A 24,137-nucleotide genomic window follows, 5' to 3' on the forward strand; every position below is an offset into this window, starting at 1 on the left:
CGCCCCTGGGAGACCTCGCCATGCCCACCGCCCGCCCCAGAGCCGTCCGGAAAGCGGCTTTCGCCCTGACCGTCGCCGGCGTGCTCCTCACCACCGCCTGTACCGGCCGGCCGGCCCCGAGCGCCACGGACGACCCGACGAAGGACGCGACGATCACCTTCTGGCACGCCTGGAGCGCGCCGAACGAGGTGAAGGCCGTCACGTCGCTGATCGCCGGGTTCGAGGCGGCGCACCCCAACATCCATGTGAACGTCGTCGGGAACATGACCGACGACAAGATCAACCAGGCGCTGCGCGCCGGCGGCGACCGGGCCCCGGACGTGATCTCGTCGTTCACCACCAACAACGTGGGCCGGTTCTGCTCCTCGGGTGCGCTGGTGGACCTGGACCCCTTCTTCGAGAAGTCCCGGATCGATCCCGCGAAGACCTTCCCGAAGGCGATGAACGAGTACACCCGGTACGACGGCGAGCGCTGCACGGTGCCGCTGCTCGGCGACGCGTACGGCCTGTACTACAACAAGACGGCGTTCGCGAAGGCGGGCATCACGCACCCGCCGCGCACCTGGTCCGAATTCACGGCGGATGCCAAGAAGCTGACGGTACGCCAGGGCGACGGCTACCGGCAGCTCGGTTTCATGCCGGACTACCACGGCTGGGAGTCCACCACCGAGCACTACCTCGCCCAGTTCTCGCCGGTGTACTTCGACGGGGACGGCAAGTCGAACGTCGCCAGGGACCCGGCCTTCGTGCGGGCCTTCACGCTCCAGAAGAAGCTGGTGGACGAACTCGGCGGCTTCCGCAGGCTGGAGCGGTTCCGGGCCACCCTCGGCGACGAGTGGGGCCCCAAGCACCCCTTCCACACCGGCCAGGTCGCCATGCAGCTCGACGGCGAGTGGCGGCTCGGCATGGCCGAGGAGGCGCGGCCCGGCTTCGAGATAGGCGTGGCCCCGCTGCCCGTCCCGGACGACCAGGCAGGCCAGTACGGCAAGGGCTATCTCACCGGCACCATCGCCGGCATCGCCGCCACCAGCCGCCACCAGAACGCGGCCTGGGAACTGGTGAAGTACATGACCACGGACACCGACGCCGTGGTCGGCTTCGCCAACGGCATCCACAACGTGCCCTCCACGTTCGAGGCGCTGAAGTCGCCGAAGCTGGCGTACGACCCGCGGTTCAGGACGTTCCTGGACATCGCCCGCAACCCGTACTCCACCACGGCACCCGCCTCGGTCAACGGCGGTGTGTACCTGGTGACGGTCCAGCAGCTCGGCTACGACTACGAGAGCGGCAGGGTCACCGACCTGCGCGCCGGGCTGCGCGAGGCGGCCGCGCAGATCGACACCGACATCACGCAGGCCCGCGGATGAGCGCCGTCACCCTGGCGGCCAAGCGCCGCCGTGCGGCCCTGCGCACGCTCGCCTTCATGTCGCCGTGGCTGGTCGGCTTCGCGGTGTTCTTCGCCTACCCGCTGCTGTCCACGGTCTACTTCTCCTTCATGCACTACGACGGTTTCCGGCCGCCCGAGTGGAGCGGCGGGGCGAACTGGACGTACGTCTTCGCGCACTACCCGCTGTTCTGGCCCGCCCTGCGCAACACGCTGTGGCTGGTCGTGGTGATGGTGACGCTGCGGGTGGCCTTCGGGCTCGGTATCGGCCTGCTCATCACGAAGATCAAGACCGCCACGGGCGTCTTCCGCACCCTGTTCTACCTGCCGTACCTGGCCCCGCCGGTCGCGGCGACCATGGCGTTCGCGTTCCTGCTCAACCCCGGCACGGGACCGGTCGACTCCGTGCTGGAGCGGGCCGGTCTGCCGGCGCCGGGCTGGTTCGGCGACCCGGCCTGGTCCAAGCCGGCGCTGACCCTGCTGGCGCTGTGGGGCGTCGGCGACCTGATGGTGATCTTCATGGCCGCGCTGCTCGACGTGCCCGCCGAGCAGTACGAGGCGGCGCAGTTGGACGGCGCCTCGGCCTGGCAGCGGTTCCGGTACGTGACGCTGCCGACCATCTCCCCCATCGTGCTGTTCGCGGTGGTCACCGGCGTGATCCAGACCATGCAGTACTACACCCAGCCGCTGGTGGCCGGAAAGGTCGCCTCCGGGGTGATCCAGGGCGCCGGCACCCAGTTCGAGCCCGGCTATCCCGACAAGTCCACGCTGACCCTTCCCCAGCTCGTCTACAACCTCGGCTTCCAGCGCTTCGACTACGGCTCGGCGTGCGTGGTGGCGCTGGTGCTGTTCGCCCTGTCGATGGCGTTCACCGCGCTGCTGATGCGGCGCCGGGGCGGCCTGATCCAGGCAGGTGACTGACATGACCCAGGTACTGGACCCGCCGGTGCGTCCGGCCCCGTCCCTCTCCCCGGCCGGACGCGCCGCCCGGCGCAGGACGGTGCTGGAGTGGATCGCCGTCCACGCGCTCGGCGTCGCCGCCGCGCTGTTCTTCACGCTGCCGTTCGTGTTCGTGCTGCTGACCTCGCTGATGAGCGACAGCCAGGCCCTGAGCCGGGACCTGGTCCCGCACACCTGGCAGTGGGACAACTACCGCCAGGTCTTCGACACCCCGGGCTTCCTCACCTGGTGGCGCAACACCCTGCTCTACGCCGGCCTGGGCACCGTGCTCACCGTGGTGTCCTCGCTGCCGGTGGCGTACGCGCTGGCCAAGTTCCGCTTCCGGGGCCGCGATCTGTCGCTGATGCTGGTGGTGTCGATGATGATGCTGCCGCCGCAGGTGGTCGTCATCCCGATGTACCTGTTCTGGGCCAAGCAGCTCGGCCTGTCCGGCACGCTGTGGCCGCTGATCCTGCCGATGGCGTGCGGGGACGCGTTCTCCGTCTTCCTGCTGCGCCAGTTCCTGACGACGATCCCGAACGAGTACCTGGACGCGGCGCGGGTCGACGGCTGCGGCGAGCTGCGCACCCTGCTGCGGGTGGTGCTGCCGATGGCGAAGCCGGGCATCGCCGCCGTGGCCCTGTTCCAGTTCTTCTACGCCTGGAACGACTACTTCGGCCCGCAGATCTACGCGTCCGAGAACCCCGGCGCCTGGACCCTGTCCTATGGACTGGAGTCCTTCAAGGGCGCCCACCACACCGACTGGAACCTCACGATGGCCGCGACCGTCCTGGTCATGGCCCCCGTGATCCTCGTGTTCTTCCTCGCCCAGAAGGCGTTCGTCGAAGGCGTGACGCTCACCGGAGTAAAGGGTTGATCTGACTGTGAAACTCACCGTGGTCGGCGGCGGCTCGACCTACACCCCCGAACTCGTCGACGGCTTCGCCCGGCTGCGCGACACCCTGCCCGTCGAGGAACTGGTCCTGGTCGACCCGGCCGCCGACCGTCTGGAACTGGTCGGCGGACTGGCCCGCCGGATCTTCGCCAAGCAGGGCCACCGCGGCCGGATCGTCACCACCGCCGACCTGGACGCGGGCGTCGACGGCGCCGACGCCGTCCTGCTCCAGCTCCGCGTCGGCGGCCAGGCGGCCCGCGAGCAGGACGAGACCTGGCCGCTGGAGTGCGGCTGCGTCGGCCAGGAGACCACCGGCGCGGGCGGCCTGGCCAAGGCCCTGCGCACGGTCCCGGTGGTCCTGGACATCGCCGAACGGGTCCGCCGCGCCAACCCGCGCGCCTGGATCATCGACTTCACCAACCCGGTCGGCATCGTCACCCGCGCGCTGCTCCAGGCCGGGCACCGGGCGGTCGGCCTGTGCAACGTGGCGATCGGCTTCCAGCGCAAGTTCGCGGCCCTGCTGGACACCACCCCGGCCCAGGTGCACCTCGGCCATGTGGGCCTGAACCACCTCACCTGGGAGACGGCGGTACGGCTGGGCGGCCCGGACGGCACGGACGTGCTGCCGCGGCTGCTGGCGGAGCACGGCGCGGCCATCGCCGACGACGTCCGCCTGCCCCGCCCGCTCCTGGACCGCCTCGGCGTGGTCCCGTCGTACTACCTGCGCTACTTCTACGCGCACGACGAGGTCGTCGGCGAACTGCGCACCAAGCCGTCCCGGGCCTCCGAGGTGGCCGCCATGGAGCGGAAACTGCTGGAGATGTACGGCGACCCGGCCCTGGACGAGAAGCCGGCACTGCTCGCCCAGCGCGGCGGCGCCTACTACTCGGAGGCGGCCGTCGACCTGGCGGCGGCCCTGCTGGGCGGCTCGGGCAGCCCGTACCAGGTGGTGAACACGCTCAACCGGGGCACGCTGCCCTTCCTGCCCGACGACGCGGTGATCGAGGTGCAGGCGGCGGTCGGCCCGGCGGGCCCGGTCCCGCTGCCCGCGCCCCGCCTGGACCCGCTGTTCTCGGGTCTGGTCGCGAACGTCACGGCGTACGAGGACCTGGCCCTCCAGGCGGCGCTGCACGGCGGCCGGGACCGGGTGTTCCGCGCACTGCTGGCCCATCCGCTGATCGGCCAGCACGCGTACGCCGACGCCCTGACCGACCAGTTGATCGCACACAACCGGGAGCACCTGGCGTGGGCCTGACCTCGACCGTGCTCGCCATCGACGCGGGCAACAGCAAGACCGACGTGGCCGTGGTCACCGCCGCCGGGGAGGTGCTGGCCACGGCCCGCGGCGGCGGCTTCCGGCCGCCCGCGGTGGGCGTGCCGGCGGCGCTGGACGCGCTGGCCGAACCGGTCGCGCGGGCCTTCGCGGACGCGGGCGTCGCTTCCGTCTCCCAGGTGTCGGCGTGCCTGGCCAACGCCGATCTGCCGCCGGAGGAGGAGCAGTTGGCGGCGGCGCTGCACGCGCGCGCGTGGGGCGCGTCGGTGGAGGTCCGCAACGACACCTTCGCCATCCTGCGCGCGGGCGTCACCGAGCCGCGCGGGGTGGCGGTGGTGTGCGGCGCGGGCATCAACTGCGTGGGCATGCGTCCCGACGGGCGCACCGCCCGCTTCCCGGCCGTCGGCCGGATCTCCGGCGACTGGGGCGGCGGCTGGGGCCTGGCGGAGGAGGGCCTGTGGCACGCGGCCCGCGCGGCGGACGGCCGCGGCGGACCGACCGCGCTGGCCCGCACGCTTCCCGCGCACTTCGGCCTGGACTCCATGGACGCGCTCATCGAGGCCCTGCACCTGGGCCGCCTCGCCTACGAGCGGCGGTACGAACTGGCGCCGGTGGTGTTCGCGACGGCGGAGGACGGCGATCCGGTGGCCGACGCGCTCGTCACCCGGCTCGCGGAGGAGGTCACCGTCATGGCCACGGTCGCGCTGAGCCGGCTGGACCTGCTGGAGGAGGAGACACCGGTCCTGCTGGGCGGCGGCGTCCTGACCGCCGGCCACCGCCGGCTCGACGACCGCGTCCACGCCCTGCTGGCGGACCGCGCCCCCAAGGCCGACGTCCGTGTGGTCACCGCCAGCCCGGTCCTGGGCGCGGCGCTGCTGGGCCTGGACCGCCTGGGAGCGCGGGAGCAGGCCCTGGAACGGGCGCGGACGCACTGGGAGAGCGGGGGCTGAGCCCCGGCGCCCCCGGGAACGGCACGGCCCGCGACGACCGCTGGCACGCCGGATCCCTCCCGCCGCATGATGTCTGGCGACGGAACGTCGAAGCGGGGGGCGGGCGTTGAGGGCGTGGACGGTTGTACTGCTGATCGTGGTGTGGTGCACGGCGGCCGGTGCGGGGCCGGCGCACGCGCGGACCGACGTCTGCGCGACCGGCGGCCTCGCGGGGGCCCGGGCGAGCGCCGCCCTCAGGCTGGAGGACCGCCACCGCTCCCAGACCCGGATCGCGGGCCGGCTGACCGTCCACGTCCCGGCACGGTGGGCGCACACCGGGGGCCTGCTGCTCGGTGAGGACGCCGACGGCTACCGGCTGGCGATGCGCTGTCTGGCGAGGGGCCCGGCCCCGCAGTGGCAGTCGTGGGACGAGTGGCGCCCGCACCGCCCCGTGATCACCCCGGAGAAGGGCGGCCTGGCCGTCCGGATCGACACCTACGGCTGGGCCGACGACGAAGGGACCACCTGGATAGGCCCGTGGGACGTCGAGATAGGCCACGACCACTGGCGGGTCCGGCTCGACGCCCCGCCCGCCCTGCGGCGGGTGCGCTGGTCGTCGGTCGTCGTCGACCCGGGGAGCGCCAGCGCGCTGCGCGCCACGCCGCCGCCCACGACCAGGCAGGGCCGGTCCGCCCTGGTGTGGAGGCCGCGGACGAAGACCATGCCGGCGGTGGACGTCTCGGTCGATCCGGCCTGGCAGCACTCGTGGGCGGCCCAGGACGACCGCCTCCGCTTCTTCCTGTCCGACGGGGCCGGCGGGATGGTCTGGGGACTGTCGCTGGCGGCCCTGTCGCTCCGGGCGGTCCGGCGCACCCGGCGGGAGGGCGTCGCGACGGCACGGGAGCGCGACGCCCTGCGCGCGGCCGTCCAGTGGGCGGGGATCCTGCTCGCGCTGCTGCTGCTCACCTCCGGCGACGACCTGTTCTTCCGGTTCGCCCTCCGGCACTGGCCGCACGGCCACTGGGAGGAGACGCAGGCCCGGTCCGCCCTCGTGCTGAACGCCCTGCTGGGCGGGGTGCTGCTGTGCTACGGCCTGCCGCGCCGGTTCACCGTGTGGCTGGCCGGCGCCGCCCTGGCCGTCCCCGCCGTCGCGGTGGCGCTGCGGCCCGGGTCCTTCGGGCTGACCCCGTACGGCTTCCTCACCGAGGAGGCCCCGGACCGTGCCGTACTCGCCCTCTTCACCGCCACGGGCTGCTCCCTGGGGCTGCTGTGCACGGGGTACGCGGCGGCCGGCTGGCGGCTGGCCCGGGCCGCGGGGCTCATACCCGCCCGGGCACCGGTGACGCCCGGCGGCGCGGCCCGCCGGCCCCGCGAGCTGTCCCTGCGGTACCTGGCGCCGCCGGTCGTCCTCACGGTGACGCTGACGGGCCTGTGGGCGGCCTTCGCCTACGAGCGGGACTGGCAGCGGGCCTCCTGGCTGAGCGACCGGTCGAGCCCCGCGTACGGCACCCAGCACCTCCGGGATCTGCGCAGCGATCTCGTCTGGTTCGCCGCGAACGCGCAGAACTGGTGGGCCGGCGAGCTCTGGCTGCTGTCGGGGCTGGTGGTGCTCGGCGTGCTCCGCGCCCGGGCGGCCCGGGCCCGCGGGACCGGCCTGTCCGAGCCGTCGCCCGCGGACCTGCTGTGGCTGCTGCTCCTCTTCCCCGTCCTGGTGGGGCTGGTCCTCGGCACCTACGCGAACAACGGTTCGCTGCAAGGGTTCTGGTTCCTGCTGAACCTCCTCTCCCTCGGCCTCGTCCTCGCCGGCTGCGCGGGCCGGGCGGTGCTGGACAAACCGCTGCCCGCTTCCGGCACGCCGCTCGGCCGGGCGATCGACGGGCCGGGGCGCCCGCGCGTGCTGGACCGGGCCAGGAGGTTCCGGGAGATCCACTCCGAGCTGCGCCGCCTCGACCAGGGCCAGGCCGGCGACACCCCGCGCACCCGCCGGGCCTACGAGCGCGAACTGCGCGCCCTGCACCGCTGGCGGACGCCGTCCGGCCGCACCGAACGGCTGCCCGCCGACGTCTCCGTCGTCGACGTCGCGCTCGCCCTCGGCCCGCGCGGGACGTGGTGGGGCAACGGCCGGTACGCCGCCCGCACCGCCGCGGTCGTCGGCCTGCCCGCCACCGCGCTGACCGTGTGGGCCGACCTGGTCCGGGGCGAGGCGCTCACGACCACGCTGTTCGACCCGTTCGGGCTGCCGGACGCGGTGGCGGACATCGTGTACTGGGAGACCACCTGGGTGGCGGCCGGTTTCCTGCTGGGCGCGCTGTGGACCCGGCTCCCGGGACGGCGCGGGCCGGTACGGAGCCTGCCGGTCGCGGCGGCCTACGCCCTGCCGATCGCCGTCGACGCCGTCGGCAACCAGGTCGCGCGCCAGGGCCAGGAACACCTCGCCCTCTACGCCGTGTCCCTGCTGCTCGTCCTGACCGTGACCGGCATCGCCATGGACGTGGAGACGTTCCGCGGCGAGCGCCGCTACTGGCAGAGCCGGCTCGGGCTGCTGCTGTCCGTCTACCAGATGCGTTCCTTCTCCCTCCAGGTGGCCTACGTCCTCGCGCAACTGGTCGCGTTCTTCACGCTGTGGCAGTTCTTCGCCGACTCCGGCGGCCCGCCCTCCCCGCAGGTCGGCCCGCAGGGCGACGCCGCCGGCTCGCACGGCTGAGACCGGCCGGCGCACGAGCCGGGGCCCGCCGGACGGAACCGAACACCCTTGCCCGGCGTGTTCCAGGACGGGGGTCCGGCGGGCGCGGTGCCGCGCGCCCCGCGCGCTCTGGATCACGATGCGGGAAGGCCGGTGCGGACGGCCGCGCGGACGGTGATACTGGGCGCCGAACGGATGACCATGGGGGAGGTCGAGTGACACACCCGCCGAAGAGCAGCGCGCCGCCGCCCGCGGCCGGGGCCGCCGGTGCCGTCGCCGCGGCCGGTGCCGCCGGCGCCCCCGGCATCCCCGCCCAGCCCGCCCCGCCCCCTCCCCCCGGTCCCTCCGGCCGCCGCGTGGCCGTCGCACCGGCCGGGCCGCCCGCGCGCCGCACCGCCTTCGCCGAGGGCGCCGAGCGGATCCGGGCCGCCGCGACGACCGAGCCGGGACGGCTGCGGATCATCGGCGCCGTGCTGGCGCTGCTGGTCGTCGCGTTCGGCGCGGCCACCGCCTGGCAGACCAGCGCGCGCTCGGCCGCCGCCGACGACGTCCTGCGCCGCAGCCAGCCGCTCAGCTTCCAGGCGGCCGGCATCTACCGCTCGCTGGCCGACGCCAACACCGCCGCCTCCAGCGGGTTCCTGGCCGGCGGGCAGGAGAACGCGCAGTCGCGGGACCGCTACGAGAAGGACATACGGGCGGCCGCCGCCGGCCTCGTCAGCGCCGCCGCCAACGCCGAACCCGGCTCCGCCGCCGAGGCGACCGTCATCAGGCTGAACCGGCTGCTGCCCGAGTACAAGGGCCTCATCGAGCGGGCCCGGACCTACAACCGGCAGGGCTACCCGGTGGGCGGCGCCTATCTGCGCTACGCCAACGACAAGATGCAGAAGCGGATGCTCCCGGCCGCCGAGGCGCTCTACACCACGGAGAACCGCCGGCTGACCGCCGACTACGGCGACGCGACGCCGTACCCGTGGGTGGCGATCGGGCTGGGGCTGCTCGCCCTGGCCGCGCTCGGCTGGGCCCAGCACCGCGTGTACCGGCGCACCAACCGCGTCCTCAACCACGGCCTGGCCGCCGCCACCGCCGCGACCACGGCCGCCCTGCTGTGGCTGGTCGTCGGCCACACGGTCGCCCGCTGCGCGCTCGACGGCTCCTACGAGCACGGCATCCGGTCGCTCAACGTGCTGCACGACGCCCGGATCGCCTCCCTGAAGGCGCGCGGCAACGAGAACCTGAGCCTGGTGGCGCGCGGCGCCGAGACCGTCACGGTCGACGGCAAGCCGTACGACGCCTACTACCGCGCCTTCGACCAGGACCTGGCCGTGCTCGGCCGGAGCCTGGACGAGGCGCGGCGGCTCGCCGACGACCCCGAGGGCGCCGCGCCGGTCAAGGCGGCCGGGGACGATCTGGCGGTGTGGCGCCAGCGCCACACCGCGGCCCGCACCGAGGACGAGAACGGCAACTACCAGCAGGCCCTGGACAAGGTGATCGGCGCCGAGGGCGCGACCGGCGCGTGCTTCGACGGCGTCGACCGCAGCCTCGCCCGGGCCATCGGCCACGAGCGGGCCGAGTTCCGGCGGGCCGCCGGGGACGGGCGGGACGCCCTGACCGGGCTGCCGGCCGGTGCCGCCGTCCTCGGGGTGCTGGGCGCGGCGGGTGCCGTCGCCGGCATCGGGCGCAGGCTTTCGGAGTACCGGTGACAAGGGGCGAGGCGATGGACGTGAGCCGTGCGCGGGCCGCGCTGCGGGGCTGGGGCGGGGTCGCCGCGATGGCGGTGCTGTGCGCGCTGGCACTGGCCTTCGTCCTGCTGCTGCCGTGCACCCAGAGGACACCGCCCGCCCCGGAGCGGGCCGGGCGGCAGACCGCCGCCGGCATCCAGGCCCGCGCCGACGGCTGCGTGGACGCCACGGCGCACGAGCACACCCTCGCCCCGTCCGGCGCGGACGGGCCGACGACCGAGGCGATCAAGGCCCGTACCGGCGCCAAGCGCAAACTGGTCGTCGGCGTCGACCAGAACAGCTACCACTGGGGCTACCGCAACCCCAACACCGAGGGCGCCCGGCTGGAGGGCTTCGACATCGACCTGGTGCACCGGATCGCGCAGGACATCCTCGGCGACCCGGACGCGGTGCAGTTCAAGGCGATCCCGACCAGCCAGCGCATACCGGCGATCGAGGACGGCCGGGTCGACATGGTCGTCCGGACCATGACGATCACCTGCGAGCGGCTGCGCCAGGTCGCCTTCTCCGCGCCCTACTTCCGGACCGGCCAGCAGGTCCTCGCGCCCAAGTCCTCGGACATCACCGGCTACGACGGCTCGCTGGCCCGCAAGAAGGTGTGCACGGCGGCCGGTTCGACCGCCTACGCCAAGCTGGACGCCGACCGTGGGGACGGCCGGCTGCCCGCCTCCACGGACATCTCCACCACCGTCCCGAACCAGTTGGACTGCCTGGTCCGGCTGCAGCTCGGCGAGGTGGACGCGGTGGTGACCGACGGCGCGCTCGCCGCGAGCCAGGCCGCGCAGGACCCGACCGTCGAACTGAAGGGCGAGACGTTCACGACCGAGTACTACGGCGTGGCGATGAAGAAGGACGCCACCGATCTGGTACGCCGGGTCAATCGTGTGCTGGTGGACTATCGCGCGCACGGCTGGCAGGCGTCGTACGACGCGTGGCTGGCGGCGACACTGGGCAGGGATCCGGCCGCGTCGAAACCGCCCGCGCCGCGGTAGCCGCGCGGCAGTCGAGACACACCCGACCGGAACACAGCGAGCGAGAGGTGATCGATGGGCGTCACGGACCCCGCCGGGCCGGTGCTGGACCGGGACGAGGTGGACCGTGCGCTGGCGCGGCTCGGCCAGGAGCACGAGGCGATCGAGACCTCGCTGCTGGCCCTCCAGGACCACGCGGGCCGCAGACTCCTCGAAGGCGCCGCGCTGACCGGTGTCACCCGGGAACGCTGGCAGGCCACCGAGGCCCGGATCACCCGGCTGTGGACGTACTTCGACGCCTACACGGCCGTGCTGCGCGGCGCCCGCGAGATCCGCGCCCGGCGCCGCTGGTCCAGCCGCGAGGACCTGGCGGAGCTGACCGGACTGCTGCGCGGCGAGTCCGTGACCGTCCCCGGCGACGGCCGGGACGGCCGGCTCAGCGAGACGTTCACGCCGGCCGCGCTGGTGGGCCGGATGAACGAGCTGTACGCGACGAGCCTGGACGTGATCGTTGCCGCCGACGCGGTGTGGTCGGCGCTGCCCGCGCGGATCGATCTGCTCGCCGCGGAACTCCAGCGCACCCGGCAGCTCGCGCACTCCGCCGGGGTCCGCCCCGGCGAGCACCCGGCCGGTGACGACCTGGAGCGGATCACCCGCACGCTGACCGGGCTGCGCGAGGACGTCGTCGCCGACCCGCTCGCGTTCTGGGTGCCGGCCGAGGGCAGTTCGGCGCCCGGCGGCGGCCGCCCGGACACCACGGTGTACGACCGCGAGGCGCGCGCGCTGGAGGACGTGCGCCGGGAGATCGACGCCGTGCTGACGGTCCGCCAGGACGCCGAGGCCCGGCTGATCCGGCTGCGGGACGTGCTCTCGCGCGCGGACCGCACCCTGGCCGAGGCCCGGACCGCGCGCGGCGAGGTGCTGGCGAAGATCGCCGCCACCGAGGTGCCGGTGGTCGGCGGGCCGCCGACCGCGCTCCAGGAGCAGCTCGCGACCGCCGCCGAGTACCGCAGACAGGCCCGCTGGCACCGGCTGTCGCCGCTGCTGGAGTCCCTGGAGCACCAGGCGGAGGAGGAACTGCTGCGCGCCCGGGAGCAGTTGACCGCGGTGACCGCCCCGCTCGCGGTCCGCGCCGAGCTGCGCGGCCGGCTCGACGCCTACCGGGCCAAGGTCGCCCGGCACGGCCTCGCCGAGGACCCGCTGCTGGTGGAGCGGTACGACGCGGCCCGCCGGATGCTGTGGAGCGCGCCCTGCGACCTGCGCGTCGCCGAACAGGCCGTCCTGCGCTACCAGCAGGCCGCGGCCGAACTGACCGGCGGCGCGGGCGCGCCGCAGGACCGTGAGGGGGATCCGTCATGAGTCAGCCGGGGCAGGACTGCCAGCGGCCGGGCTGCGGGGGCGGGTACGAGGACGTCGGCGGCGGGGAGCTGTACTGCGACACCTGCGGTCTGGCACCGGTGGTGTCGGCGACCGGGCTGGTGGGCTCGCCGGCCACCGGGGTCACCCGGGGCGCGGACAGCGGCGGTTCCCGCGGCTCGGGCGGCTCGCGTACGGCCTCGCAGTCGGCGCGCTCGCGCCGCTCGGTGTCCGGGCGGCTGTCGCGGTCGGTGTCCGGGAAGTCCACCGGCCGCTCGCTGTCGGTGCGCAGCTCGGGCTCCTCCTCCGGTGCCTCCACGCGCGGCCGGCTGGGCGCCGGGCTGGTCTCCGTGCCGCAGGTGCCGCGGCCCGACCCGCGCGCGATGGTGCTGGAGCGCCCGGAGGTGCCCGAGCGCAAGCGGTTCTGCTCGCGCTCGGACTGCGGGGCGCCGGTGGGCCGGGCCCGGGGCGACCGGCCGGGCCGCACGGAGGGTTTCTGCACCAAGTGCGGGCACCCGTACTCCTTCGTGCCCAAGCTGCGGTCCGGGGACGTGGTGCACGGCCAGTACGAGGTCGCGGGCTGCCTCGCGCACGGCGGGCTGGGCTGGATCTACCTCGCCGTGGACCGGGCCGTCGCCGACCGCTGGGTGGTGCTCAAGGGCCTGCTGGACACCGGCGACCAGGACGCGATGGCCGCGGCGATCTCCGAACGGCGGTTCCTCGCGGAGATCGAGCACGCCAACATCGTGCGGATCTACAACTTCGTGGAGCACCTGGACCAGCGCACCGGCTCCCTCGACGGCTACATCGTCATGGAGTACGTCGGCGGCAAGTCCCTGAAGGAGATCGCCAACGCGCGCCGCGCGCCCGACGGCCGCCGCGACCCGCTGCCGGTGGAACAGGCGTGCGCCTACGGCATCGAGGCGCTGGAGGCGCTCGGCCACCTGCACAGCCGGAACCTGCTCTACTGCGACTTCAAGGTCGACAACGCCCTGCAGACCGAGGACCAGCTCAAGCTGATCGACATGGGCGCCGTCCGCCGCATGGACGACGAGGAGTCGGCCATCTACGGCACGGTCGGCTACCAGGCGCCCGAGGTCGCCGACACCGGCCCGTCGGTGGCCAGCGACCTGTACACGGTGGGCCGCACCCTGGCCGTGCTCGCCTTCGACTTCCACGGCTACACGACCGTCTACGCCGACTCCCTGCCCGACCCCGACACCATCGACGTCTTCCGCCGCTACGAGTCCTTCTACCGGCTCCTGGTGCGCGCCACCGACCCGGACCCGGCCCGCCGGTTCGGCTCCGCGCAGGAGATGGCCGAGCAGCTCACCGGGGTGCTGCGCGAGGTGGTGGCGCTCCAGACCGGGCAGGCACGGCCCGCGCTGTCGACGCTGTTCGGGCCCGAGGTGACGGTCACGGACGCGGAGCTGTTCCCGCGCCGGCACGGCGAGGTGTCCCGGCTGGGGGCGCGTCCGGCGCGCAAGGTACGCAAGGCGGCGGGCGCGGTGCCCGTGCCCGCGCCGGCGGCGCTCGTGCGGCCCGTGGACGCCCCGGCCGCCGCGCTCGCCCTGCCGGTCCCGCTGGTCGACCCGGAGGACCCGGGCGCCGGGTTCCTCGCCGGGCTGGTCGCCTCCGCGCCGGCCGAGCTGCTGAGCGCGCTGGCCGCGGCCCCCGCGCGGACCGTGGAGACCCGGCTCCGCCGGCTCCGCGCCCTGCTGGAGAGCGGTGACCACCCGGGCGCGCTGACCGGCCTGGCGGCGCTGGAGGAGGAGCGGCCCGACGACTGGCGGGTGGTGTGGTGCCGGGGCGTGGCCGGCCTGGTCACCGGTGACGTCGAGGGCGCCGCGCTCGCCTTCGACGCGGTCTACGACGCCTTCCCCGGCGAGGCCGCGCCCAAGCTGGCCCTCGGCCTGTGCGCCGAGCTGCTGGGCCAGCTCGACAACGCGGCCGAGTACTACCGGCTGGTGTGGACGGCCGACCGGAGCTTCGTCAGCGCCGCGTTCGGGCTGGCCCGGGTGCGGCTCGCGGCCGGCGACCGGCCGGGCGCCGTACAGACGCTGGAGTCGGTGCCGGAGTCGTCCATCCACTACACGGCCGCCCGGGTCGCCGCCGTCCGCGCCCGGCTCAGAGGACGCACGGCGGGCGCCGGTGACGTACCGTTCCTGGACGACCTGACGGTCGCCGCCGGGCAGGTCGAAGCACTCCGGGCCTACGGCCTGGACCCGGTGCGGCGCGAGCTGTTGTCGGCGGAGGTGCTCGGCAGCGCGCTGGACTGGATACTCTCCGGGGGCCAGGGCACCGGGACCGCCGCCGGCGGCCGGGTGCTGCTGGGCAGCGGTCTGGACGAGCGCGGGCTGCGCTTCGGTCTGGAGCGCGCCTACCGTGCGCTGGCCCGGCTGGCGCCCGGCGGCGAGGAGAGGATCGAGCTGGTGGAACGGGCCAACCGTTACCGCCCCCGGACGTGGGTGTAAGTCGATGTCGCAGATGCCCCAGCAGACCGCACTGCCGAAGTGCCCGAGCTGCGCGGAGCCGGTGGAGCCGGGTGACCTGTTCTGCGGAGCGTGCGGGTACGACCTTTCGGTGGTGCCCGCGCCGCCGCCGGACCGTCCGGCGCTCCCCCTGACCGGTTCCGCCCCGCCCGGGAACGGCGCCGGTGCTCCCGGGCCCGTGCCGGACGGGCAGCCGTCCGGGGCCGGGCAGCCATCCGGGACCGGGGTGCGGTTCGACGCGCCGGCGGAGCCCGACGAGTATCCGTTGCAGGCCCCGGACCCGCGGCAGGCCGCCGGCGGTGCCGCCCCGGCCGGCGCGGCGCGGCTGTGCGTGGCCTGCCGGGCGGGCCGGGTGGACGACGACGGCTACTGCGAGAACTGCGGACACGCCCAGCCCCGCGAACGCGACCACATGGAGCGGGAGTCGGGCCCGGTGGCGGCCGTCAGCGACCGCGGGCTGCGCCACCACCGCAACGAGGACGCCTTCGCCGTGGGCCACACCACGCTGCCCGACGGCACCCCGGCGGCGCTCGCGGTCGTCTGCGACGGCGTGTCCTCGGCGACCCGCCCCGACGCCGCCTCCCAGGCCGCCTCCCAGGCGGCCGGCGACACCCTGCTGGCCGCGCTGCCGCACGGCACCCACCCGCAGCAGGCCATGCACGAGGCGATCGTCGCCGCCGCGCGGGCCGTCGACGCGCTCGCCGGGGAACCCGCCACGGCCCGCGAGCACGCCCCGCACCAGAACGCGCCGGCCTGCACGATCGTCGGCGCGGTCGTCACCCCGGGGCTGCTGGTGGTCGGCTGGGTCGGCGACAGCCGGGTCTACTGGGTGCCCACCGACCGCTCCGCGCCGCCCGCCCGGCTGACCGAGGACGACTCCTGGGCCGCGCAGATGGTGGCCGCCGGCCTGATGAGCGAGGCCGAGGCGTACGCCGACGAGCGCGCCCACGCCATCACCGGCTGGCTCGGCGCGGACGCCTACGAACTGGAGCCGCACACCGCGTCGTTCACCCCGGACCGGCCCGGCGCGGTGGTGGTGTGCACCGACGGACTGTGGAACTACGCCGAGACCGCGCAGGAGATGTCCGAGGTGGTCCCGCCGGACGCGGCCGCCCGTCCGCTGCACGGCGCCCGGGTGCTGGTCGGGCACGCCCTGGACGGCGGCGGCCACGACAACGTAACAGTGGCGGTGCTGCCGTTCCCGGCGCCGTCGCCGGGGGCAGGATCGGCCTGACGGCCGGGGCGGACGGGCCTGCGGCACGGGGAAGCCGGGGCGGACCGGAGGGGACCGGTCCGCTCACAGTCAGCGCCTCGCCCCGGCGAGGTGTCCGAGGGGGATGCGAACAAGCATGGCCAATCTCGCCAAGCCGAACGTGCCGCGGTTCGCGGTGGAGGTCTACCAGAACGCGTACCTGCCCGAGGGCGGCGACCGGGTCGACGCCATCGTCACGGTGACCGCGACCGGCGGCACCGGGGCCGCGCCCGGGTATCCGCCGGGCGGGGCGCCGGCCGCCGTGGCCGTCATGGTGGACTGCTCCGGTTCCATGGAGCACCCGCCGGCCAAGATGCGGGGCGCCCGCGAGGCCACGGCCGCCGCGATCGACACCCTGCGCGACGGCACCCGCTTCGCGGTCATCGGCGGCACGCACGTGGCCCGGGAGGTCTATCCGGGCGGCGGGCGGCTCGCGGTCGCCGACGCCGTGACCCGGGAGCAGGCCAAGCAGGCGCTGCGCCGGCTGAGCGCGGGCGGCGGCACGGCCATCGGCACCTGGCTGCGGCTGGCCGACCGGCTGCTGTCCGCGGCGGACGCCTCGCTGCGGCACGGCATCCTGCTCACCGACGGCCGCAACGAACACGAGTCGCCCGAGGAGCTGCGGGCCGCGCTGGACGCCTGCGCCGGGCGGTTCACCTGTGACGCGCGGGGCGTGGGCACGGACTGGGACGTGAAAGAAGTCACAGCGATCGCCTCGGCGCTGCTCGGCACCGCCGACATCGTCGCCGATCCGGCCGGTCTCGCCGCCGACTTCACCCGGATGATGGAGACGGCGATGGGCAAGGAGGTCGCCGACGTCCGGCTGCGGGTGTGGACGCCGGTCGGCACGACGATCCGGTTCCTCAAGCAAGTCGCACCGGCCGTCGCGGACTTGACCGGCCGCCGCAGCGAGGCCGGGCCGCGCGCCGGGGACTACCCGACCGGGTCCTGGGGCGAGGAGTCCCGCGACTACCACCTGTGCGTGACGGTCCCGCCGGCCGGGCTCGGCCAGGAGATGCTGGCCGCGCGGGTCTCCCTGGTGGCGCCGGAGACGGACGGAACCGTGCAGAACCTCGGCGCGCAGGGGCTCGTCCGGGCGGTGTGGACCGACGACCTGGCCTCCTCCACCGGGATCAGCCCCCAGGTCGCCCACTACACCGGGCAGGCGGAACTCGCCCAGGTCATCCAACAAGGGCTCGATCTCCGCAAAGCGGGTGATTCCGATGGAGCAACGGCCAAACTGGGCCGTGCGGTTCAGCTGGCGAGCCGCTCGGGGAACGCCGATACTGCGAAACTGCTTGCGAAGGTGGTGGACGTGGTCGACGCCGCGACAGGTACTGTGCGGTTGAAGACGAGGGTCGCGGAGGCCGACGAGATGACTCTGGAGACCCGGTCCACCAAGACTGTTCGTGTGAAGAAGTGAGGCCGCCGCGACCGGCGACAGCGCGACGGACCCTCAGGAGAAGGGGAAGCCCCGACATGCCGACCTGCCCGAACGGACACCAGTCGGGTTCCGACGACTGGTGCGAGGTCTGCGGTCACCGCATGGCCGGTGCCGTACCTCCGCCCCCGCCGCCCCCGGCCGCCGGAGGCTACGGCTTCCCGCCGCCCGCGGGCGCCGCCGGCCGGCCCGGGACGGACCCCGAGCCGGAGCTGTGCCCGCAGTGCCGCACGCCCCGCGAGGGCGGCGCGCCCTTCTGCGAGGAGTGCCGGTGGAACTTCCTGACCAACACGGCCACCTCCTACACCCCGGCCGCGCCGCCCCCGGCGCAGTCGCGGTTCCAGCCGCCCAGCGCGACGTACGGCAGCGGTGACGGGTACGAGTACCAGGGCTCGCGGCCCTCGCAGGTGAACCGGCCCGCCGAGCCGATCCCGTCCTTCGGCGCCGAGCCGTCGGGCCCGACACCGTTCGGCGCCCACCGCGCCCCGTCCGCCCCGCCGCAGGTCCCCGGCCCCTCGGGCCCGCCCGCCTTCGGCCCCGGCGGCCGGCGCCCTCCGGCACCGCCCCAGGGCTTCGGCCAGATCCCCGGCCAGGGACAGGGTCCCGGGCAGGGTCAAGGCCCCGGCCAGGGTCCGGGTCACGGCCAGGGCCCTGGGCAGGGTCAGGGGCCCGGGCAGGGCATGGGTCAGGGTCCCGGACAGGGTCAGGGTCCTGGGCAGAGCCAGGGCCCGGGGCAGAGCCAGGGCCCGGGTCAGGGTCCGGGTCCGGGCCGGGGTCCGGGTCAGGGCCGGGGTCCGGGTGCCGGTGGTCCGTCCGGGCCGGCCGGGTTCGGCGGTCAGGGTCAGGGTCAGGGTCAGGGTCCCGGCGGTCCGGGGGGTCCGGCCGGGTTCGGCGGCGACCGGGGCCAGGGTCAGGGCCCGGGCCAGGGCTTCGGCGGTGGCTTCGGCGGCCCGGGTCAGGGTCAGGGTCCCGGCGGAGGCTTCGGCGGCCAGGGCCAGAACCCCGGCGGTCCTGGTGGCCCCGCGCGTCCCGGCGGCCCTGCTCCGGCCGGGCCCTCTTTCGGCGCCGACCCCTCGCGGCCGGTGCCCCCGCCGCCCGGCCCGACCCCGCCCGCCGGTCCCGGCGGTCCCGGCGGTGCCCCGCAGGCGTTCCAGCAGGCGGGAGCGCCGGCGCCGACCGCGTTCCCGCGCGAGACCGGCCGGCCCCCGGCCGGCGGCCCGCCCGGCAACCCCTCCTTCGGCGGCGGTGACGACGACTGGGTGCTCCCCCCGCCGTCCACCGGCCAAGGCCAGGGTCACGGCCAGGGGCAGGGTCCCGGCGGCCAGGGCGGCGGATACGGCTATCCGCAGCCCGGCACGGGCCAGGTCCCGGCCGGTCCCGGCGGTTTCCCGCCGGCGGCCCAGCCGGACACCTGGACGGCGACCATCGGCCCGGACCGCGCGTACTTCATGGCGATGATGCAGCGGTCCGGTCCCGAGGCCGCGGGCCTGAACCTGCCCGCGTACTCGCCCGAGCAGCAGCGCACGCTCACCGGCAACCAGGTCACCATCGGGCGCCGCCGGCACTCCACCGGCGACACCCCGGACATCGACCTGTCGGTGCCGCCGGAGGACCCGGGCGTCTCGCACCAGCACGCGGTGCTGGTGCAGCAGCCGGGCGGCGGCTGGGCGGTCGTCGACCAGAACTCGACCAACGGCACCACGGTCAACATGTCCGAGGAGCCGATCCAGCCGTTCGTGCCGGTCCCGCTCCAGGACGGCGACCGGGTGCACGTGGGCGCCTGGACGACGATCACCGTCCGCCGGGGCTGACCGCACTCACGGCAGCGGCCAGGCGTACGGCCCGTCCGGGTCGTCCAGCCAGACCCGGGCGTGCCCGCCGTCGACCGTGACGCCGTAGCGGCCGCGGCCGGGCTCGCCGGTGCGCTGCCACAGCGCGTACGCCTCGCACGGGTCGAGGGCGTCCCGGGTCAGCGCGAGCAGGAAGCGGAGCGTTTCCTGCTCGCGGGCCCGGCCGGGCAGCCCGGTCAGGCGGAGGCCGGCGGGCCGCGTGCCGCCCTCGCCGCGCAGCGGCACGAAGAAGGCGGCACCGGGCAGGAAGCGGCCGTCGGCGTGCTCCGCGTCCCGCACGGTCAGGGCCAGCAGCCCGGTGGCGAGCGGGGTGAGGATGTGTGCGCCGGGGCGGCACTGGGCGAGCCAGGCGCGCGGCACCGTGGGCAGTTCGCAGGTGGCGATGATCCGGTCGAAGGGCGCGCGTCCGGGTACTCCGCGGGCGCCGTCGCCGGTGACGACGGCCGGGTGGCGGCCGGCCGCGGCCAGGTGCCGCCGGGCCGACTCGGTGATCTCCGGTTCCAGGTCGACGGTGGTGACGAGGTCGTCGATGCCGAGCCGGTGGGCGAGCAGGGCCGCGTTGTAGCCGGTGCCGGCGCCCACCTCCAGGACCCGGTCGCCGTCCTGGACGCCCAGGGCGACCAGCATCCGGGCCATCAGCGAGGGCTGGCTGCTGGAGGAGAGCAGCTCGCCGTCGCGCAGCCGGGTGGCCAGCGGTTCGTCGGCGTAGGCGCCGCGCACCCAGCGCTCCCGCGCGGCCGGTTCGGGACTCTCGCCCCAGCGGCGTTCGTAGCCGCGCGGCCCGGGGACGTAGTAGTACGGCACGAACAGGTGCCGGGGCACCGCCGCGAACGCCTCCCGCCACACCGGGTCCGCGTCCCAGACGCCCTCGGCGCCGATCCGCCGCACCAGCTCGGCCCGCGCCTCGGCGCCGAGCCGCTCGGTCCCGGTGTCGTAGGCGCCCATGGCTCCACAGTAGGTGCGGGCGGTCCCCGGGCGGGTGGGGCGGGACCGGTCCTAAGCCTGGAGTCCTGGGCCGGCGGGTCTGAGACGATGGAGGGGTGAATGAGATTCGGCGCGGCACGCTTCAGGAGCAGACCTTCTACGAGCAGGTCGGCGGGGAGGAGACCTTCCGCCGGCTCGTCCACCGTTTCTACCAGGGAGTCGCCGAGGACCCGGTCCTGCGGCCGATGTACCCGGAGGAGGACCTCGGGCCGGCCGAGGAGCGGCTGGTGCTGTTCCTGATGCAGTACTGGGGCGGCCCCACCACCTACAGCGAGAACCGCGGCCATCCCCGGCTGCGGATGCGGCACGCCCCGTTCACCGTGGACCGCGCGGCGCACGACGCCTGGCTGCGGCACATGCGGACGGCCGTCGAGGAGCTGGGGCTGTCGGAGGAGCACGAGCGGACACTGTGGAACTACCTGACGTACGCCGCCGCGTCGATGGTGAACTCCCCCGGCTGAGGCCGCCCGCCCGGACGCCGGGCCGCGGAACCCCGGATTCCGGCCGGCCCGCCCGGCCCCGCCCGGCGCCCGGCTCACCCTGACCGACCGGCTGGCGGGCCCCGCGGTCCGGGTCCGGGTCGTGGGCGTGTACCGGCCCGCCCCGGTCACGGCACCGTACTGGCGGCTGGACGACCTGCTCGGCCGCGGGGTGCTGACGTCCCGCACGACCAGGCGGTGGCGGGCGAGGTCCGCCGCACGGTGGCGATCCGCGACGGCCGTACCTCCACCGAGGTGCTGCGCCGCAGCGAGATCGACGCGGCGACCGGCCGTGAGCCGGTCGTCGCCCGCGAGTACGCCACGCTCGACCGCGCGGGCCGCCTGCAACTCCCCGCCGACTACCTCCACGCCCTGCACCTGCGCGACCGCGTGGCCCTGGAACCGGAGTCCGGCCACATCGGCGTATGGCCGGACGCAACGGAGTGACAACGCACCCAGCCGGGTGCGTGGTGGGTCAGCGGACGCTGAGGCCGAAGGAGCCGAGTCCGCTCTCGCGCACGGCCACCGACCCGTACGGCGTCCGCAGCCGCAGCCACGCCCCGCAGGTCAGCAGCGCGATGTCGCCGGGCCCGGTGCCCGGCCGCAGGAAACCCAGCGACTGGGCCGCGTGCACGGCCCGCACGGGCAGCCCGGTGGACCCGATCCGCCGGGACCAGATGTCCCGCCCGATCCGGTCCAGCTCCGCACGGGTGCGCGCCTCGGCCGGCAGGTCCCCGGTGCGCGAGCGGAACTCGGCGACCGCGGCGGCGACGGCGGCGCGCAGCGCGTCCGGCGCGGGCAGTCCGGGCTCGGGCCGCCAGCCCCCGCGCGGCGGCAGCACCCCGGCCCACGGCGGTCCGGTGACCGCGCCCGGGACGGCGGCGGTGACCGCGCGCTCGTCCACGGACTCCAGCAGCTCACCGGCGGAGACGGTCACGTCGAGGGCGGCCTCGAGCCCGTCCTCGTACGGCTTGGCCAGCCGCACCGCGCGGACGGCCAGCACCTCGAAGGACGGCGGCCGGCCGAAGACGGCGAGGGCGGTGCCGGCGGCCTGCAGCCGCACCGCGGCCCCACGGTCGTAGTGGAGCAGCCGGGAGAGGAAGGCGGCGAGGTCCGCCGCCTCCGTCTCGTCGGCCAGGTGCAGCACCGTCATGCGGCGACGGCCTCCTCGCCGGCCCCGTCGGTGTACTGCTGGAGGAACTCGCGTTCCTCCGCGGTGATCCGGCGGGGCCGCTGGGCCTCGAAGTCGAACGGCACGACCACCGTCGAGGCCCGTACGTAGACCACGTCGTCGTCCTTCACCTCGTAGGCGATGGTGAAGGACGCGGCCTTGATCTCGGTGACCCACAGCTCGATGTCCACCGGGTGGTGCCGGTGGACGAGCTGCCGCTTGTAGTCGATCTCGTGCCGCGCCACCACGGACCCCTGCCGGAACTCCTTGTCCGGGCGGAACAGGAAGTTGATCCGGGCTTCCTCCAGGTACCGGATGAAGACCGCGTTGTTGACATGGCCGTACGCGTCCATGTCGGACCAGCGCAGGGGGCAGCGGTAGACGTGACGCAAGACCGATCAGCCCCGGGTCAGCTTCTTGTAGGTGGCGCGGTGCGGGCGCGCGGCGTCCGCACCGAGCCGCTCGATCTTGTTCTTCTCGTACGACTCGAAGTTGCCCTCGAACCAGAACCACTTCGACTCGCCCTCGTAGGCGAGGATGTGCGTGGCGACCCGGTCGAGGAACCACCGGTCGTGGGAGACGACCACGGCGCAGCCGGGGAAGTCCAGCAGGGCGTTCTCCAGGCTGGAGAGCGTCTCCACGTCGAGGTCGTTGGTGGGCTCGTCGAGGAGGAGCAGGTTGCCGCCCTGCTTCAGGGTCAGCGCCAGGTTGAGCCGGTTGCGCTCGCCGCCGGAGAGGACACCGGCCGGCTTCTGCTGGTCCGGGCCCTTGAAGCCGAACGCGGACACGTACGCCCGCGACGGCATCTCGACCTGGCCGACGTTGATGTAGTCGAGCCCGTCGGACACGACCTCCCACAGCGTCTTCTTGGGGTCGATGTTCTCGCGGCTCTGGTCGACGTAGGAGATCTTGACGGTGTCGCCGACCCTGATGTCACCGGAGTCCGGCGTCTCCAGCCCCTGGATCATCTTGAACAGGGTGGTCTTGCCGGCGCCGTTCGGGCCGATGACACCCACGATGCCGTTCCGCGGCAGCGTGAAGGACAGCCCGTCGACGAGGATCTTCTCCCCGAAGCCCTTGTGCAGGTCGTTGACCTCGACCACGACGTTGCCCAGCCGCGGGCCCGGCGGGATCTGGATCTCCTCGAAGTCCAGCTTCCGCATCTTGTCGGCCTCGGCGGCCATCTCCTCGTACCGCGCCAGACGCGCCTTGGACTTGGCCTGCCGCCCCTTGGCGTTGGACCGCACCCACTCCAGCTCTTCCTTGAGCCGCTTCTGCCGCTTGGCGTCCTTCTGGCCCTCGACCTTGAGGCGGGCCGCCTTGGTCTCCAGGTACTTGGAGTAGTTGCCCTCGTAGCCGTGGAGGCGGCCGCGGTCGACCTCGCAGATCCAGCCGGCCACGTTGTCCAGGAAGTACCGGTCGTGGGTGACGGCGACGACGGTGCCCGGGTACTTGGCCAGGTGCTGCTCCAGCCAGTTCACGGACTCGGCGTCGAGGTGGTTGGTGGGCTCGTCGAGCAGCAGCAGGTCGGGCTGCTGGAGCAGCAGCTTGCACAGCGCCACACGGCGGCGCTCACCACCGGAGAGGTTGGTCACGGGCCAGTCGCCGGGCGGGCAGCCCAGGGCGTCCATGGCCTGCTCGAGCTGGGCGTCCAGGTCCCAGGCCTCGGCGTGGTCCAGCTCCTCCTGGAGCTTGCCCATCTCCTCCAGCAGCGCGTCCGAGTAGTCGGTCGCCATCAGCTCGGCGATCTCGTTGAACCGGTCCAGCTTGCCCTTGATCTCGGAGACACCCTCCTGGACGTTCTCCAGGACGGTCTTGTCCTCGGTCAGCGGCGGCTCCTGCAGCAGGATGCCGACGGTGTAACCGGGCGAGAGGAAGGCGTCACCGTTCGACGGCTGTTCCAGCCCCGCCATGATCTTCAGCACGGTCGACTTACCGGCACCGTTCGGGCCGACGACACCGATCTTCGCCCCCGGCAGGAAGCTCAGGGTGACGTCGTCGAGGATCACCTTGTCGCCGTGCGCTTTGCGCGCCTTGCGCATGGTGTAAATGAACTCAGCCAAGAGAAACCGTCCGGCAGCTTGAAATCTGGCAGTGGGCAGATACACCCCATCTTGCCTGAACGCCAGCCTTGGGTGTTAACCCATCCGGCCCGGGCGCGCTGACCTGGGGGTTCGCAGCCGCGCGCGGCGGCTCGTCCGTCACTGCGGGTCGCCGGTGGCGGCCACCGGCATCACTGCGGGCCGTCGCCGGTCGGCCACCGGCATCACTGCGGGTCGTCGTCGGCCGGCCACGGGCG

At 74.4% G+C, this 24,137-nt stretch carries 18 protein-coding genes and 1 pseudogene; 15 read left to right on the forward strand and 4 right to left on the reverse strand.

The genetic code is table 11. The features are described from left to right. Positions 1-20 precede the first annotated feature (20 nt). From ACZ4SV_RS23330 to ACZ4SV_RS23390, 13 genes are all read left to right on the forward strand, one after another. On the forward strand, positions 21-1,367 hold the full coding sequence (locus ACZ4SV_RS23330; RefSeq protein WP_468006231.1) for an ABC transporter substrate-binding protein: 1,347 nt from the start codon (positions 21-23) through the stop codon (positions 1,365-1,367). Further along, a complete protein-coding gene (locus tag ACZ4SV_RS23335; protein ID WP_468006232.1) occupies positions 1,364-2,305 on the forward strand; it encodes a carbohydrate ABC transporter permease in 942 nt (313 codons plus the stop codon). The genes ACZ4SV_RS23330 and ACZ4SV_RS23335 overlap by 4 nt, the downstream gene beginning before the upstream one ends. Before the next feature lies 1 nt (position 2,306). Then, positions 2,307-3,200: a carbohydrate ABC transporter permease gene (locus ACZ4SV_RS23340; RefSeq protein ID WP_397939838.1), complete on the forward strand. Its 894-nt coding sequence runs from the start codon at positions 2,307-2,309 to the stop codon at positions 3,198-3,200. A gap of 7 nt (positions 3,201-3,207) precedes the next feature. After that, positions 3,208-4,473 (forward strand): 6-phospho-beta-glucosidase, encoded by a 1,266-nt coding sequence (locus ACZ4SV_RS23345; protein ID WP_468006233.1) that lies wholly within the window; start codon positions 3,208-3,210, stop codon positions 4,471-4,473. Continuing rightward, the gene (locus tag ACZ4SV_RS23350) at positions 4,464-5,441 is read left to right on the forward strand and encodes an N-acetylglucosamine kinase (RefSeq protein ID WP_468006234.1); all 978 of its coding nucleotides are present in this window, start codon (positions 4,464-4,466) and stop codon (positions 5,439-5,441) included. The genes ACZ4SV_RS23345 and ACZ4SV_RS23350 overlap by 10 nt, the downstream gene beginning before the upstream one ends. Before the next feature lie 136 nt (positions 5,442-5,577). Continuing rightward, complete coding sequence (locus ACZ4SV_RS23355) at positions 5,578-8,124, forward strand: DUF6185 family protein (protein WP_468006235.1); 2,547 nt, start codon at positions 5,578-5,580, stop codon at positions 8,122-8,124. Positions 8,125-8,318: 194 nt separating this feature from the next. Further along, complete coding sequence (locus ACZ4SV_RS23360; protein ID WP_468006236.1) at positions 8,319-9,803, forward strand: hypothetical protein; 1,485 nt, start codon at positions 8,319-8,321, stop codon at positions 9,801-9,803. 14 nt (positions 9,804-9,817) lie between these two features. Further along, positions 9,818-10,834 carry a glutamate ABC transporter substrate-binding protein gene (locus ACZ4SV_RS23365; RefSeq protein WP_468006237.1) on the forward strand — a complete coding sequence of 339 codons (1,017 nt, stop codon included), beginning with the start codon at positions 9,818-9,820 and terminating at the stop codon, positions 10,832-10,834. Positions 10,835-10,888: 54 nt separating this feature from the next. Next, entirely contained in the window at positions 10,889-12,172 is a 1,284-nt protein-coding gene (locus ACZ4SV_RS23370; protein ID WP_365876798.1) for a coiled-coil domain-containing protein, read from the forward strand. Beyond that, positions 12,169-14,643: a serine/threonine-protein kinase gene (locus ACZ4SV_RS23375; RefSeq protein WP_468006238.1), complete on the forward strand. Its 2,475-nt coding sequence runs from the start codon at positions 12,169-12,171 to the stop codon at positions 14,641-14,643. The genes ACZ4SV_RS23370 and ACZ4SV_RS23375 overlap by 4 nt, the downstream gene beginning before the upstream one ends. A 4-nt stretch (positions 14,644-14,647) precedes the next feature. After that, positions 14,648-15,895, forward strand: coding sequence for a PP2C family serine/threonine-protein phosphatase (locus ACZ4SV_RS23380; protein WP_468006239.1), 1,248 nt, complete (start codon positions 14,648-14,650; stop codon positions 15,893-15,895). 115 nt (positions 15,896-16,010) lie between these two features. Then, positions 16,011-17,336: a vWA domain-containing protein gene (locus ACZ4SV_RS23385; protein ID WP_468006289.1), complete on the forward strand. Its 1,326-nt coding sequence runs from the start codon at positions 16,011-16,013 to the stop codon at positions 17,334-17,336. 56 nt (positions 17,337-17,392) lie between these two features. After that, a complete protein-coding gene (locus ACZ4SV_RS23390) occupies positions 17,393-19,165 on the forward strand; it encodes an FHA domain-containing protein (RefSeq protein ID WP_468006240.1) in 1,773 nt (590 codons plus the stop codon). Positions 19,166-19,171: 6 nt separating this feature from the next. Here the strand turns inward: ACZ4SV_RS23390 and ACZ4SV_RS23395 are convergent, their stop codons facing one another. After that, the gene (locus ACZ4SV_RS23395; RefSeq protein WP_468006241.1) at positions 19,172-20,149 is read right to left on the reverse strand and encodes a methyltransferase domain-containing protein; all 978 of its coding nucleotides are present in this window, start codon (positions 20,147-20,149) and stop codon (positions 19,172-19,174) included. Between the two features lie 95 nt (positions 20,150-20,244). Here ACZ4SV_RS23395 and ACZ4SV_RS23400 point away from each other — a divergent pair, with 95 nt between their 5' ends. Continuing rightward, positions 20,245-20,649, forward strand: a complete 405-nt coding sequence (locus tag ACZ4SV_RS23400) for a globin (protein WP_365881773.1) — start codon at positions 20,245-20,247, stop codon at positions 20,647-20,649. Positions 20,650-20,847: 198 nt separating this feature from the next. Next, positions 20,848-21,114: pseudogene (locus ACZ4SV_RS23405) on the forward strand (ABC transporter ATP-binding protein); the annotation flags it as partial. A 28-nt stretch (positions 21,115-21,142) separates the two neighbouring features. Here ACZ4SV_RS23405 and ACZ4SV_RS23410 read toward each other — a convergent pair. Genes ACZ4SV_RS23410 through ettA form a run of 3 tightly spaced genes read right to left on the reverse strand, consistent with a single transcriptional unit; the run spans position 21,143 to position 23,901 of the window. Continuing rightward, on the reverse strand, positions 21,143-21,820 hold the full coding sequence (locus tag ACZ4SV_RS23410; protein ID WP_468006242.1) for a DUF8185 domain-containing protein: 678 nt from the start codon (positions 21,818-21,820) through the stop codon (positions 21,143-21,145). Beyond that, positions 21,817-22,230: an acyl-CoA thioesterase gene (locus ACZ4SV_RS23415; RefSeq protein ID WP_365881777.1), complete on the reverse strand. Its 414-nt coding sequence runs from the start codon at positions 22,228-22,230 to the stop codon at positions 21,817-21,819. Before ACZ4SV_RS23415 ends, ACZ4SV_RS23410 begins: the two co-directional genes overlap by 4 nt. Positions 22,231-22,236: 6 nt before the next feature. Next, complete coding sequence (ettA, locus tag ACZ4SV_RS23420; RefSeq protein ID WP_365881779.1) at positions 22,237-23,901, reverse strand: energy-dependent translational throttle protein EttA; 1,665 nt, start codon at positions 23,899-23,901, stop codon at positions 22,237-22,239. Positions 23,902-24,137 lie beyond the last annotated feature (236 nt).

This window comes from Streptomyces sp. NPDC027672 (assembly GCF_055566335.1).